Source organism: Flavobacterium cerinum (assembly GCF_024496085.1).
GTDB lineage: Bacteria > Bacteroidota > Bacteroidia > Flavobacteriales > Flavobacteriaceae > Flavobacterium > Flavobacterium cerinum_A.
Genome location: NZ_CP101751.1, coordinates 3,588,963 through 3,605,107, shown reverse-complemented (window position 1 = coordinate 3,605,107; position 16,145 = coordinate 3,588,963). Strand labels below are relative to the sequence as shown.

The following is a 16,145-nucleotide window of genomic DNA, read 5'->3' as shown; positions in this document are numbered from 1 at the left end:
CCAAAAGAATAGGATCAATTGTTTACCGATTACTGAATAAGCAAGGAATATTTGTTATTGGAATAGGTATTTTTACCTGTAAGAAATCTATGAAAAAGTTATAGGTTCGGCATTTGAATGTTGAATGCTTAAAAAGCGAATAAAAGCAATAAAAAAGGAACAGATGAAAAAAAAGAACATTATACTACTTCTTCTTTGCCTAATAGCTAATGTTTCGGTATTGTTTTCTCAAAATGATGCTTTAAAAATACTTCCGAACGGAAATGTAGGCATCGGAACATCCAATCCGAAGGAAAAATTGCAGGTTGCCGGAAATATTAAATCCGATGGACGGATCGAGGATAAAACCGGAAGCATAATGCCGGTAGGTTCCGTAATGGCTTTTGCCGGAACACAGGCGCCGGACGGATGGTTGTTATGTGACGGAAGATCTTACCCGACAACCGGCGATAAAAACGACCTTTTTAAAATAATAGGTAATATGTACGGAGGGGCTAACGGTCAGTTTAATGTACCCGATTTAAGGCAAACTTTTGTTATGGGGGCGAATCCGGCAAACGGAAACGAGCAATTGGGGAGAAGAGGAGAAGCCGACAGACATGCTCATACTATAAGCCCGCCTGCTCAGTCATTTACAACAACGACAAACGGCGCGCATACCCATAAATTTAATTCCGGCTGGTATAAAAGAAATTTTGACAAAGGAAATTATTCCGGTATCGATACCAATGGTACCGATATTAAATACCAGACAACGGAAAGTGACGGAAATCACTACCACACGGTTTCTGTTACACTGCCCGCTTTTACCAGCGGTGAATCAACGGGACAAAATCGCCCGAAATGGATGGCTCTGAATTATATCATTAAATACTAAACATTAAAAATCTAATTATTATGGCAATTACAATCACAGAAATTAAAAACCTTACCAGTTCCGCTATTGTTGATGGAGCAGATTTGACAAACTTCAGCTTTAAAGGAACAACAACCGATACGATTACGATTAAAGGGGATGCTCCGGACTGGAAGCCTACAGACAACATTCAGGTAACCTGGACGGATGGCGCTAAAGCAGGTGGAAGAGCTGTTAACGGAATGCTGGATAAAGAAAATAAAACAATAACCGGATTAGTAGATGTTTCCAAATACAGTGTGAGCGTAAACGGACAACTTGGAATTGGGCCGGATACAAAACCGGATGCCGTTTTAGTAAGCGTACGAATTGGAAATATTCCGTCGGAAAAAAATCCGAAAGGCGATTTGATCATCGACTTTAGCGATAAACAGGATGGAGCGCCGGGTACGTCTATTAAACTTAACGATTTGGTAGGTTGGATTCAAGGTAAATCAGGTGATAAAACAGCTGTTAGCTTTCCTCCGGGTCAAGGCGACGGTAAAGACATAAAAGATTATGAAATCGAATTTAAAGAGTTTTACTATAACGTAACACAAAATACGTTCGACTTTAATGTACAGTCAAAAGATGGGAATGAAATGAAATTCGGAAATTTCACCATTAAAAAAGCAGGTTTCAGAGTAACCAATACACCCGTAACAGTTGCAACCAAAGCAATTGAAAAATAATATTCCGTAGGAAAAAGATTTTAAAAATAAAACATTACCATTCAAAAGGGATCCGGTTTAATCTATAAATTACGGATCCCCTTTGCATTGACTGACCTGTCGTTTTTTAATAGGTTGATCAAGTAATAGCATTGCGGTTTATTATGGCTACGAATAACTCTTTTTTAGTAGAAATCACGGGGCAAACGGAATTTCATTTAGGAAATCCGTCTGCTCCGATTGCTGTTGACATTGCTGTCGGTTATAGAAGCAGAATTACAGAAGATGCAACAAAGGAAAGTTTTTTGTATGCCACTCTAACCTCCGAAAATAAAAACGGAATTAGCGTACAGGATATCATAAATTGCTGTACGACAAAACAGGAAGTAATCCCCGAAATTTTAAATGCCGTTACATTTAAACAGTTTTCGGTAACCTATGGTTCCGGTGGAATCGAGGCTTCAGAATTTAAAATCGAATTCAATTGTAAAATCAAAATTAACGAAAGCTATTTTGATGCTGTTATAACAATTGATTATCAGAAAAACAGTTCGAAAACAGCTTTTGCTTTTGGAGGCATTTTATCGGTGGATGAACATCGTTTTGTCTTAAATTTTGTTCAGGAAAATGAAGCCGGTTATGTATATGCCGCTTATCAGAATTCAGGAAAAACAACAATCGATTTACGGAACTTAGCCGCTAAATTCTTTGGTGATAGTGTAACGAATAAAATGCCGGCACTGTCATTTACGCTCGAAAAATTTAAAGCCTTTTTACTTTATAAAAAAGAAAAAAACACATCCGGTTTGTTTTTCGGAATGGGTGCGGATCTCAACCTGGATTTAGAGGAACTGCCTTTGGCCGGACCTGTTTTAACACAAGGGAATGCCTTTGGTTTTAAAGAAGTACTGGCGATTTATGCCAACGGAACTTTTGAAAAAGAGGAATTAAAACGTTTTGAAGGATTACCGCCGGTCGCAATAGGTTCCGGTTTTAATATTACCACACAACTGGAAATCAACGGTGTTGAGGAATATTATGCTTTAAACGAAGGAACCGATCAGCAATATAAAGAGCCCGAACAACCACAGCAACCGGCAGTTACCAGTGTAACACCGCTAGGCGATGGAATAATTGCTAAGGCAAAATGGAAAAAGTTAGATAAAAAAATAGGCCCGGTAACCTTACAGCGATTGGGTTTTGCTTATCAGGACAGTAAAGTGGTATTGCTGCTTGATGCCTCGATGGAAATGAAAGGCATGGGAATGCAGCTTATGGGATTTGGTCTCGGCTTTAAACTGCAATGGCCCCCCGGAATGCCTGACTTCTATCTGGAAGGTCTCGGACTTTCCTATAAAGCGCCGCCAATCGAAATATCGGGAGCCTTTTTACATACCACAGCGCCCTATAAAGAAACAACCATTGATGTATATAATGGAGGAGCGATTATAAAAGTAAGTCGTTTTACCATTTCAGCCATCGGATCCTATGCTAAAGTAGCTGATGAAGCATCCTTATTTATTTATGGTGTATTTGACGGACCTATTGGCGGCCCGGCTTTCTTTTTTGTCACCGGAATTGCCGCCGGATTTGGTTATAACCGTAAAATAAATGTGCCTTCGATTAACGAAGTGGCGCTATTTCCGTTAGTCGCTTTGGCGATGCGACCGGAAGAAGATCAAGGATTATTGCCATTGTTGACTTCTCTGGAAACACCAATGAAAAACGGTAAAAAACCAATAGAAATTTCCATTGGAGACTACTGGTTAGCTGTCGGAATTAAATTTACCTCATTTAAACTCATTGAATCGTTTGTACTGCTAACGGTTAATTTCGGAACCCAGCTTGAATTTGCAATTCTGGGACTTTCTCGATTGAGCTGGCCGGAAAAATCAATGGCTCCGGAACCGATAGTGTATGTTGAACTTGCTATTCTGGCGCATTTCGGACCGGGTAGTGATGTGATTTCCGTTGAAGCAGTTATTACACCCAATTCGTATGTTCTTTCGAAAGACTGTAAATTATCCGGAGGTTTTGCTTTTTATACCTGGATAAAAGGACTACATGAAGGCGATTTTGTCATTACACTGGGCGGTTATCATCCGAAATTTGTAAAACCGGCACATTATCCAACCGTACCGCGATTGGCATTAAGCTGGAAAATCAGTAGTCTGGTATCGATTAAAGGAGAAATGTACTATGCACTTACTGCTTCGGCAATTATGGCAGGCGGTAAATGGGAAGTACTTTTTAAAACCTCGATTATAAGTGCGTCAATTGTGATATGGGCCGATATGCTTATTTCATGGGCACCGTTTCACTATTACATCGATATGGGGATTACGGTTAAGATTGAGGCTGATATTAAAATTTTATTTGTACGAATTCATTTCAGCTTCGAAATGGGCGCCGAATTGCATATATGGGGACCGCCATTTGCCGGAGAAGCCTATGTGGACTGGACAATATTCTCCTTTACTATTCCTTTTGGAGATCATTCGAAAAAAGCACCGAAAAAACTGCTATGGGAAGAATTTGCAACCGGTTTTATTCCACAGAAGAAAAATAACGGACCGGTCAATGCCCGACTTAAAGAGGGGAAAGCAAATACAGTTTCTAACCCGGATCCAACTAATATAACGATTAGTAACGGTTTGATTGAAGTAAAAGGGGAAGCAAAATTCCCGATAATCAATCCGCATCAGCTAGCGATTACAATTGATTCTTTTATTCCGGTATCCGAATTAAAAATCAACGATAAAGAAGTACCGGAAAGTACTGTGATAAAATCGGAAACAGGCAATATTATTTATGCAAACAGAGAAAAAAATATCGGAATCCGTCCGTGTGGTTTTACAAAAGGTACCGTAGCATTTGAAATGAATGTTGATGTTGTACTGAATAACACAAAAATGGATGTAATGGTTTCCGGTATTGCAAAAGGAGTCGCCGAAGCCTTATGGGGAGGTGAGGAATCGAAAAGTAATAATGCCAATCCGGGCACTTCGAAAGTACTGACCAATGTGTTGAGTGGAGTTATCATTCAACCACCGGTTTTGCCGCAGGTTGCCCAAATACGAACGTTCGATTTTTCAGTCTTATTCGATGCTTCAAAAGGAACATTCGATTGGAAATTCACATTGGCCAAAACGGGCGAGGCTTATCATGCTTTTGAAGTTCTAGGCTATTATGATGAGGTAAACAATATAAAAGTAACCGGTATTCTTGAAAAAACATATGATGAAAGCAGCGTAAAAGAGAAACGGGAAAAAATGGTAGCGCTTCTTAAAACCGGATTTGACGAGAGCTTCCCGGATATCGATGAAGAAGCAATAAACAGAAATATGACCAATGACGACGATTATTTTACCGGTATTCCGGTAATATGTGAAATAGGTCAACTACCGCAATATAGTACCGATGTAGAATAAAATTTAGGGTAAAACGTAAAAGAATGAGTGAGAATACAAAAATAGTGCAATGTTTTTTACCTGCTATGGTGGCCGGAAAATATACAACGGAAGTCAGTCAGCGGGTTATAAAAGACAAAGCAAGCATTCAGGACATTAAAAAAACATTCGATTTTGGTGTCGATGCCGCTCGGTTTACGCTTAATCCGAATGATATTTATTCCGTTTACCCGCCCGCGAATAAATCGGGAAACTATTCGGAATCATTACCACATTTGGTATTTACGCGACGAACATTACCGTGGGAACGTACTTTAGACGGAAAACTCCCGGTTTTCCAAAGAGCATCAACTCCGGAGAGCAAACGCAATCCGCAGGAAGCACCACCGGTTCCCTGGATGACATTATTGCTTTTTGATGAAGATGAAATGAAAAGCCTGCAAATCAACAGAAATACCATTGCAGCTATTATTCAACCGAATCTTAACGATGGGATTATCCGCCCTGCTATTTTTGAGACGGGAGCAACCGGTCAGGAAGTTTTAAAATTAATGGAATGGGAAGATAAAAACAACGGTTGTTTTACAATTGACCTGACAAAAGAACAATTTGAACACTATATTCCGTCCATGAAAAGTCTTTCGCTGTTGGCTCATGCCAAAGAGGTAAGCATTGACAATAAGGATAAAGAAGGAATTACAGATATAAATGCGGAAGGAGCCGGCGTTTTTGCGGTTATCGTAGGAAATCGTCTGCCCGCAAAAGGAAAGCAGCATACCGCTATTTTGGTATCGTTGGAAGGTTATACCGATTATCTTCAAGATGCTGATTCCAAAAAGAATATTCCGAACAATCATAAAGCCCGATTAGTTGTACTGGCCAACTGGAATTTTACAGATTCGGGAAATGCCAGTTTTTCACAGCTAGCGGACGGATTGGAAGTAAAGAGCATCAAAATTCAACGGGGTAATGATGCTCCGGAACTAATGTCATATTTTAATTCCGGATATGTCCCGCTGGAACATCTAACCCGAACCGGAGCGAGTACGATTTCATGGTACCACGGTCCGTTTGTACCGAAATTATTTCCGGCAACTTCAAAGTGTATTTCATTTGCTTCATCCGATGCGGCATTGCGATATGATAAAACGACCGGTTTTTTTGATATTTCCTTTGCGGCTGCCTGGCAGTTAGGACGTATTCTGGCGTTACAGAATCAGGAATTTTCCAAAGCCATTCTGAATTGGCGTATGGCACAAAATCAACTCGAAGCCGGAAAGTCAAGAGGCGATAAGCTGAATACCATTTTGAGCGATGACAGTGAAACAAACATAAAAGATAAAGTTACGCGCTATCTGGGTGCATTACATGAAATAGAAATGACATCTCCGGTTGAAACTATTTCTGATTTACCTATGACGATACCGCAAGAAGTCAAACACTTTTTAGGTAACTTATACAAATTAAACGGAATCCCGTTTTCTTATATCGTTCCCCATGAATTTCTTTTGCAAAAAGAGCATCAGAAAAATACGGGAAGCTATACCGGAACACTTGCATTGTTTTATGTCGATCCGAACTGGATAGAAGCCTTACTGGACGGTGCACTTAGTATTGGCAGAATCAATAAAAGTGATGCGCTGCTGGAACAGGCGGTGAACGGTAATTTTATTGACGGGTATCAAACACAGTCAATCGATATCAGCAGCGGGACAATCGAAAGAAAAGGACGACGACTCAATACTACCGGGTTTTTACTTCGGTCGGATCTTGTCTCCGGTTGGCGCGGACTCGAAATTACGGCTTTTGATGCCGATGGAAAGCTGCTTCCTGCTTTGCGTTTTGAACGTATCGATTCGGATATTTTCCTGGGAATTTTTGACGGTAATATTGCTGACATCACAATAAAACAACCTTACGAAGGATTACATTTCGGAATAAAAAACAATAGTACTTATCTCAAAAACCTAAAAAATGAGGACGGTACGAATCAGGAAATAACGGATGGTACTGCCGATGTGAATGCCGAATTAAACGACGGACTGATTCAAAACGGCGTTATTGATATAGCCGGTTTAGCGAGTATCATGCAGGAGAAATTAACCGCTAAGCACTGGATGAATACCACCGGAGAAAGTAAAGGTATTTATTTTACATCAGCCGAGTTCGCCTATCAGATGATCGACAGTCCGGTAAAAAAGAGTATAACAATTAACGTCCTAAATACCGATAGCCATGAGTAATACTTCCAGACTTTTTGTACCCATGTATATGGAAGCCCTGGCATTGGGTAGCGATAAAAACGATTGCATGGATTTAGGTCCGCAATTGCAACAATACAATCAGAGTATTCTGGGGAATGTTTTACAACCGGATACAAACAAAACAATACAACTCAAAAAAGGAGTACACCTGCATTGGACATTACCCAAAGCATTAAAACACGCTTTTATAAACGAAGGAGAAGAAATGCAGTTTCCGTTTACACCTAATCGGTGGATGGTGATTCGTATCCGGACGGATAAAGGGATAAAAAATATGGAATCCCGAATGTGGATCGTTAAAAGTGATGAAAAAAATACAATAAAAAATAATAAACCCGTACCGAACTGGATAACAGTACAGAATGATAAGCTGGATTTCAGTAATCTCGGAAAGGTTGTCGAATGGTCGGCTGCCTATGAAGATAGCGTAACATCACCCGTTTTAACCGGTGTAGGAGCGGTGAATCCGTATTTTGCATCTTTATATCACAGCAGCAAAAATGTTTATGGTTTTCACGATGATATGGCCGACATCAATTCTGATTGTACCGTTACCTATGTCGTTACCGGTTGGTATAATGATCCCGCCTCAGATCCGTTAGCTCCTTTCGATTTTGATGAAGTAAAAGCAACAGTCGCGCAGGTTCGTCAAAAAAGAACACAGGATTGGTTTAAACAACAGTGGAAATGCGATCAGGAAACCTATCCGGAATCGTGTTTATTGCATGCGTCCATCCATAGTATTCAGTGGAACAGTGCGCTAAAAAGCGGTGTTCCGGAAGGAGAAGTACAGGTTTACGTAGGAAATACAGCCATTGAATCGTTAAGCGCCCAGATTATCAAAAGTAATACAATTGAAAAACCGGGAGTGGAAGAACTGTTAAATGCCTTGCAATATCAGTTTCTGGACGATAGCAAAAATGAACCGGGTCTGAAATCCATTCAAACGGAAATTCATAAAAGAGGTTTTACACCTAAAAACAGAAGCTCAATCTGGGAAATCAGTCGGGTTGAAGCTACGGATACGGCTTTGGAAGAGAAACAGGACGAAAGACCGCATTTTCCTGAAAACAATGCTATTCTAAAAGAATTAAATACGTTAAACGAAACGCAGATCAATTGTAATAAAATCAAACAGGAAATAGTAAGCCTACAACAGGAATACTATTTTCTATGGTACAAACAAGCGTATAAAACCGTGAACAATTATACGGTTCAAAACTTCGATTATGACGCTTCCCGACAAATAATACTGGATCAGTTGGTGGCTAAAAAAGTAGAAGTAAATCTGCTGGACGGAGAAATTCAGCAACGAACATCTGACTTACGACAATATAAAGAATTAGCAGGAGCAAATCCGGAATATGAACTAAAAGAAGTCTTAGAAGACCGTTTTTGGGAACCAAATGATCCCGTTGTGCTCTTTTGCGGATCCGGAATCGGAAATACCGAAAAACCGGCTTTTCAGGCCACCGATAAAGAGATCAATTGCCGATTGGAAGAGCAGTTGCTAACAAAGCTTTATTTGAATGTGCCTTATAATACTACAACGATCCCGGTAACGATTTCGGCTAGTCAGATGAACATTCCGGCAGTAAATGCATTGCAGCATCCTAAAATACCTTTTGCCGCTATAAAAGCATTGGTGTCAGAGACACTTTTATTGGATCACTCGCTTTCAATAGATATCGCGCTACAAGCCTATATCGACGCGCAATTGGGAGACGGAAAAGACAAAACCAGTGCCGTTATAAAAGATTTTGCCCAAAAAGTAAGGGAAATACAGTCCGAACCGGATTACAAAGACAAAGAAAAAGCACACGAAAGTTTTTCCATTACCAGATGGGAACAGGCATGGACACCGTTGTTTATGGTTTGGGATATTGTTTATACATCCAATAATCCGGATATAAAGAATCTGGACCTTCTTGCAGATTCGACCGGATGGAAATTAGAAGAAGGACTGTATTTTAAAAAACAAGCAGCGAAAGTAGAGGGAACGCCGGTTTCAATTAGCGGTATAAGTCCGTTTTCGAATTCGGTTTTTGCCAATCTGAAAAAGACCGTTCCGGAAGCCATAGTAGATAAATACGGAAAATTAAATCTGATAGCACAGGCATTAAGCGGTTTGCATAAAAATTTATTAATGCAGCGAACCGATATTCAATTACCGCCATTTCTGTATAGCAGTGATCCCGATTATAATTTTAATACGGAATATCAGATTGACCGGAATGAGTTAAATGTGATCAGTGAAGACGGGTATAAGCTAGGTTGCGATCCCGGGAATATAAACGGGACAGACGCTACTGTTTTTAATCCGTTGCGTTCGGGCGCGCTAAAAATAAAAAGCCTTTCGATTGTGGATGCTTTCGGACAAGTAAAAAAAGTAATAGTGGAAGACGATACGAATATCACCAATATAGCTTGCTCGGTTACGTTACAAGGCGATGAAAAAGAATCAGGTGTGATCATTCCGTTACCGCCAAGAATTATTCAGCCTTCCCGTTTGCAATTCAATTGGTTAAATACCGATGATAATATCATTTATCAGGATACCGGAAAAACGGACAGTCCGGTTTTAGGATGGCTCGTTCCCAATTATCTGGATAATAGTATATTGGTTTATGACGGAGATGGAAATGAAATCGTAGTTTTACAAATCGTATCGGATCTTACCAAAAATAAAGGACTTAAATTAATAAAACAACCCTTTCCGGGAGGAAATACAATTCCGGAACTCACAACAAATCCGCAGTTAAAAAAGCTGTTGGAGACGATAAATAGCGGAAGTAAGGCTTCGGGTATCATGGATCTGGCTTATAAAGTAAGTTTAAATGCAACCGGAAATACGGCCTTACAGAATACGACATCGGCTTTATTATACGGTCAGCCTTTGGCTTTAGTACGTTGTTCGGTAGGTTTGGAATCGTTAGGGCTTCCTTGTTATGATCAACGATGGAGTCAATCCGGGAAAGAAGATACCGGGAATATAGAAACCGTTAAATTTCCGCTTACAATCGGGGATTATGAAATGGAAAAAAATGGTGTGATCGGTTATTTTGCCGATACGGAAAGTGAAGTATTTCATACAGTTACAAACGCGCCGGAATTCAATTTTAGTGATTCCGATTCCTTTTTTGCAAAGAATACGGCATTAAAATTAAACCTGAATCAGGAACCGGTTAAAGTAACTTTATTGCTGTATCCTTCGGCAGGGGTACATTTAGCCACCGGAATTTTGCCTACCAAGTTTGTTGAACTGTTCAATCATAATTCGGGGCGTTTGTTATCGCAACTGGACATTGGTTTTAGGGTAGCTCCTTTTATAGCCGAAAAAGTAGCTCCGGATATTCCGATACCGGCCGGAATTAACGCGAATTGGAAATGGACTCATAAATCGGATGTAACAACCTGGCAAAGTGATGAAGCTTTGGCAGAAGGAAAAAACAAGCAGATTTCCGGATTTAAAAAACAGCAGGTTTACGAAGGATGGCTACGGCTAAGCAATTTAAAAACGAATAATTAAAAGATAAAAATATGGGATATGTAACTACCGGTAGCAGTAATTCGGTTACGAATGGGGAAGCACTGGCGTTGGATATAATGATCGCTCAGGAAGAAAAAAAGGCCATCTTACTGATGGGCGTTTTTACGATTGAAAATTTGGATACACTGGTAGCGGCAGCCGATTTAAAAAAGCTGAGTTGTGAGTTATGGGCCAAAACGGACGACGGAAATAAGACAACGACTTTTCCGGTAAAAATCTGTGAACTTTCATACGATAACAATAATCCGGGAAAACGCATGTATAACTTTCCGAGAGATTATGACGATGCCTATACTTATCTGATTGTAAAAATAAGAGCGGAAAAATGTATCATTGCAACACCGTCGACTATAATACAACTAAGTTTTAAAGATAAAAACGATCCGACCAATCCGAAACCGCTTGTATCCATTCCTTTTGAAGTGATTGCGGAGGAAGCCAAACCGAAAATTAACGTGTTTGAATCGGATAAAACAGTGGTACAGCGTAACGCACCGGTTACTTTATCCTGGAATATTAAAGGTTCCCAATATATTTTAAGGGAAGGGCTGCAAGAGTTAAAACGCGGTACTGCCGAAACGGATTACTATACCATAGCCAATATCGCTAATGGAGATCACTCGTATACTTTAGAAGTACAGATGGGAACTGTTTCCATCACCAAAACGATATTGGTCCGGGCGTTAGGGGAATCAAAATTATATTCCAATGCAAATCCGACCGGAGCGTATGCGTCCTTTAAAATCGGTAATTTTTGTGCCGCTCAGGATGCATCCTATCTGTATAGCTTAATGCTGAAAACGGAAAATAAAATAACACAGATTGATCATATCGGCTATACAAATACCAACGAAGGTTTTTCTGAAAATTGGCATAGCGTACTCCTTTCCGATAAAGAAAAAAACAATTTGAAACCTTTTGCGACGGCTCCTTTATTGCATATGAAAAGTGCGGGAGAATTATACGGGCGCCTGTTTTTTATCGGTGGGAGCTATATCAAACCGATGGAGACTAATAATGCAGTTGCCATTGTAAATATGGATGCGGAAATCGGTTCCAGAGTAACGATTGTTGACAACCTACCGTGGGTTTCCCGTATGGGACATTCCTGTGCAATTTTCCCGCATGGTGATCAGGATAAAATCTGGCTGATGAGTGGTGTTGATGAATGGGGTGCCGCTTTAAAAGATATTTGGGTGTCAGGTGACGGTAAAACATGGGATAACATAGGAATAAACGGAAATGTAAATCCCGATAAAACCAATCCTGTAAAAATGCCGTGGCAATCAAGATGTCTTAGCGGGATTACGACTGAATTGAATGCAGACGGAAGTAAAAAAGCGTTATGGATAGGTGGTGGTTTTTCGGAAATAGGCGGAAGTGAAACCTCAGATATCTGGAAATGGGACAAAAATAACTGGATGACTATTATACCATTGATCATCAATAATAATACGTATTTGTCTTCCGGGTTGTCCTTTCTTGGTAAAGATACGATAGACAGTACGGGCGTTTTCTTATTGGGCGGCTATCAGGAGCAGGAAAACAAAAAGAAATATTTTTACAGAGTGACGTTAAATAACGGCAAATACGGTAGCAATCAAATGGATACGGCTGCGGGTGTGGACAGTTTTGCTACTACAAAACAGGCCAAAATCGTAACGGCCTTTTTTAAAGGTTGCTTGTGGTATATGGTCTTTACCAATGAAGGTGATTTAGGAATTACCTATTCCGATTTGTTTTACTGGATACCGGTAGCAACCGGCCAGACTTTAATTTTAACCTAGTTTACCAATTTAAAAGAACGATTATGAATAAAATAGGGTATAGTTACATGCTTTTATTGCTGGTGCTGCTTACAAAATCAGAGACATTGTTTGCACAATCAAAGTATACCGCTTTATTACCGGAAATCGATAAGGCAGTACCGATAGAAAGTAATAACGATTTACGAGTTGCAGCAGATGACAAAGGAAACGAAACCAATAAGTCATTTTTTAAATTTGACTTTAGAAATTTGCCGGCTAACGCCAAGATTGAAACCTTAAATCTGAAATTATACAACAGACCGAATGTTAATATGTCTGATTTTTCAGTTCAGATGATAACGGCTTTACGCGGTACAAACGGGTGGACGGGAACAGAAACGAGCTTAACCGATCCGAAATTAAGTTGGGCCATTTTAAATAATAATACGGAAGGACCTGTGGGACGAGCTGAGATCCGGAAGAGTACGACATCTATAACGATGAAACTCAAATTCCCGGGTTCCCTTAAACCGGTTACTGATTTTCTACCGGACGGTATTTTATCCTTAGTAACACGATCGCCTGAAAAAGGGCAGGATACCCGCTTTTTTTCTTCTATAACATCAGAAACACCATCCAATTTCTCCAAAAAACCAAAATTACTGGTGGCGTATGAAATCGATCCGTATCCGTTTCGGGAAGATTGGGCGCAACCTTTTGGAAATGCACAACACAATAGTTTGCTGAATTGGAAGAGTAATACTTTTGTTCAGGAAGCGAGAATCCGTACACTTCCATATGGCGGCGGATATCTACAGGAAATCGGTCCTACGGGAGCGCTTGCCATCTATAAAGATTTACCGGTAGTGTTTACACAGTCAACTACAGGAACATCGGCAGTCTTTTATGTAAAGCAACTGGATTCGAAAGGAAATGTGCTATGGCAGAAAGACGTAGATGATGTTGCTAAATCATGGCCTTTGATCGATGAACAGGGACGTTTATATTATATTTCCAAATCCGGAAAACTAAGCATATTGGATTTAAACAATGCCGGAAATACACTGTTTAGTAAATCCCTGTCGGATACCACCAACAAGCAGTTGTCAGCCATCAACAATAACGCAGCAATCGGATACGACGGTACGCTTTATCTGCCATCGGATACAGGTATTGTTGCCCTTTCGGCTTATCCGCAATGTAAAATACGATGGAAATACGAACCGAAAGCCAATGAAATTAACGGTCCGGTTTCATTAAGTCCGGATGAAAGCAAAGCATTTTTTATTGCGGTCGATACGCAGCAAAAAAAGAGTCGTTTGATCGTATTGGATAATTTGGACGGAAGTATAATTGCCACATCCGATTATGTTTTGGACGGTTATCAGAATGATACTAATTTTTATATTCCGGCGCCGGTTGTCCAAAATAACGCTAAAGTTTTTGTTCTTAACGGCTTTGACAACGGTAACAAACTCTTTGTATTTGATCTTGACGATAAAGGCGGTATTTCCCGAACACAGTTTATAACATCCGGAAGTTCGGTTAATACCGGAATATCACAGCCGGTAGTTGATGCGGAATCCAATGTGTTTTTTGTTTTTAATTTCAAATTAGCAAAGTATAATCCAAGCTTGAATATAGCTGAGGTTTTCGAACAATCAGCTGAACTGGATAATGCATCGGTATTAGTAACGGATGCTTCATCTCATATTTATGCAACCGATCCTTATAGTAAAACAAAAAAAATACTGGGATTTCAAACCAATACAGACAATCCGAATGCCTTTGCAATTGCTATTGATGACACTATTCAAAACACAAAGAAGAATATAGTGTTGGCTCCCGACGGAACACTTTATACCGTTACGGCTACGAATCTGATTGCAGTTACAGCCGGTAAATTGGCTGAAAACGATTATGTAGTCGACCAGACGAATTTAAAGACGAATACTGTTTATCGTGCGACTAATTCCATTACGGTAAAAGGTATTACGCTGGCGCCTTCAGTAAACACTATTCTTAATTCCGGCGGCAGTATTTCGTTTGAACCCGGATTTACCGTAACCAAAGGAGCGCAACTCAATTGTAAAACAGCGAATTAAAAACTCATATCAAATATATACCTACCATGAAAAAAAATTATCGGTTATTAGGAATTCTATTCTTTATCCTTTCGAATCCGTTATATGCACAAAGTACAGATGCAATGAAAATTCTTGCGAACGGAAACGTTGGTATCGGTACATCTACGCCCACACAAGCCAGATTAGTTGTTTCCGGAGAACAAAGTACCAATGCAAGCGGAATGTTTGTTTACGGCTACAGAAGTTCTAAAGTGATGGAATCGGGGACTGTGAAAAATTCGATATATGCGACAGACGGTGTAACCGCACAACAGTTTAATGTGGTTTCTGACGCGCGTATCAAAAAGATTTTGGGCGTAAGTAATAATGCGAATGACCTTGATATCCTTTCGAAAATTGTGATAACAGATTATAAGATGATCGATTCGGTACAAAGGGGGAATCAGTTGTATAAAAAGGTGATCGCTCAGCAGGTGGAGCAAGTATATCCGCTAGCTGTGACGACTAAGCAGACCGAGATTATCCCGAATGTTTATCAGTTAAGTACTATTCAAAACGGATGGATACCGGTCAACTCAAAAGACCTTGCTGTTGGTGATAAAATCAAACTGGTTTTTAGCGGTGACGTAATACTTACCGATATTCTGGCGATCAATAAAGAGGCAATCCGGGTTAATTGTACGAAAGAAGGAAGTGTTTTTGTGTACGGAAAAGAAGTTCATGATTTTCATTCTGTGGATTACGAAGCGATTGCGATGCTTAATGTAAGTGCTACTCAGGCATTATTAAAGCGTATCGAAATGCTGGAAAATAAGAATACCAATCTGGTTCAAACGGTAAGCAAACTGGAAAAAGAACAACAGCAAACAAGCGATCGTTTGAAAGCGATAGAACAGTTGCTATTACCGGCAGTCGCGGAAAATGATACTGTAAAATAAGAAAAAGAGAAAAGAGAAAAGAGAACTATTAATAAGCTAAAAATAATACCATGATGATTTCAGATTTTACACAAATTCCGATGGGAACAATATTACCATGTGCGTTTGATGACGATTCAATACCGGTTGGCTGGTTAAAATGTGATGGTAGTAAAATACCGGATAAATATATAACATTAAAGAAATTATTAAAGATGGATTGCACTCCTAATTTAGCCGGAAGAACGTTAATTGGCTCCGGTACGGCTAATAACAATTCCCAATCGGACGGAACATATCCTAATTTCGAGAACAAGACTTCTTGGCCTCTTGGACAGACGGGAGGGGAATATAAACACAAATTAACTGTAGATGAAATGCCAAAACACAAGCATACCATAAACGGCGGTGATTTTGGATTACACGTTAGAAGCTTTAAGGGGAGTGATGATTCTGATATACCTTTTAAAACGCATGCAGACGATAATAGAAAGTTGTACGGTGTTGATGCTGAAGGAGGCGATAAATTCCATAATACTATGCAACCATATTATGTGATCAATTATATCATTTATGCCGGAAGTGAGTAAAAAGAGTAAAGAA

Annotated in this window: 9 protein-coding genes; all 9 read left to right on the top strand. The window is 39.7% G+C overall.

Going from position 1 to position 16,145, the window contains the following annotated elements:
* Positions 1-163: 163 nt before the first annotated feature.
* Positions 164-877, top strand: a complete 714-nt coding sequence (locus NOX80_RS16225; RefSeq protein WP_256550849.1) for a phage tail protein — start codon at positions 164-166, stop codon at positions 875-877.
* A gap of 20 nt (positions 878-897) precedes the next feature.
* Complete coding sequence (locus tag NOX80_RS16220; RefSeq protein ID WP_256550848.1) at positions 898-1,587, top strand: hypothetical protein; 690 nt, start codon at positions 898-900, stop codon at positions 1,585-1,587.
* A 143-nt stretch (positions 1,588-1,730) separates the two neighbouring features.
* A complete protein-coding gene (locus NOX80_RS16215; protein WP_256550847.1) occupies positions 1,731-4,997 on the top strand; it encodes a DUF6603 domain-containing protein in 3,267 nt (1,088 codons plus the stop codon).
* 23 nt (positions 4,998-5,020) lie between these two features.
* Positions 5,021-7,219, top strand: coding sequence for a hypothetical protein (locus NOX80_RS16210; protein WP_256550846.1), 2,199 nt, complete (start codon positions 5,021-5,023; stop codon positions 7,217-7,219).
* Positions 7,212-10,769, top strand: a complete 3,558-nt coding sequence (locus tag NOX80_RS16205) for a hypothetical protein (RefSeq protein WP_256550845.1) — start codon at positions 7,212-7,214, stop codon at positions 10,767-10,769. The genes NOX80_RS16210 and NOX80_RS16205 overlap by 8 nt, the downstream gene beginning before the upstream one ends.
* 11 nt (positions 10,770-10,780) lie before the next feature.
* Positions 10,781-12,577 (top strand): hypothetical protein, encoded by a 1,797-nt coding sequence (locus tag NOX80_RS16200; protein ID WP_256550844.1) that lies wholly within the window; start codon positions 10,781-10,783, stop codon positions 12,575-12,577.
* 23 nt (positions 12,578-12,600) lie between these two features.
* Complete coding sequence (locus NOX80_RS16195; RefSeq protein WP_256550843.1) at positions 12,601-14,643, top strand: hypothetical protein; 2,043 nt, start codon at positions 12,601-12,603, stop codon at positions 14,641-14,643.
* Positions 14,644-14,669: 26 nt separating this feature from the next.
* A complete protein-coding gene (locus NOX80_RS16190) occupies positions 14,670-15,563 on the top strand; it encodes a tail fiber domain-containing protein (protein WP_256550842.1) in 894 nt (297 codons plus the stop codon).
* 50 nt (positions 15,564-15,613) lie between these two features.
* Positions 15,614-16,132 carry a phage tail protein gene (locus NOX80_RS16185; protein ID WP_256550841.1) on the top strand — a complete coding sequence of 173 codons (519 nt, stop codon included), beginning with the start codon at positions 15,614-15,616 and terminating at the stop codon, positions 16,130-16,132.
* Positions 16,133-16,145: the final 13 nt, after the last annotated feature.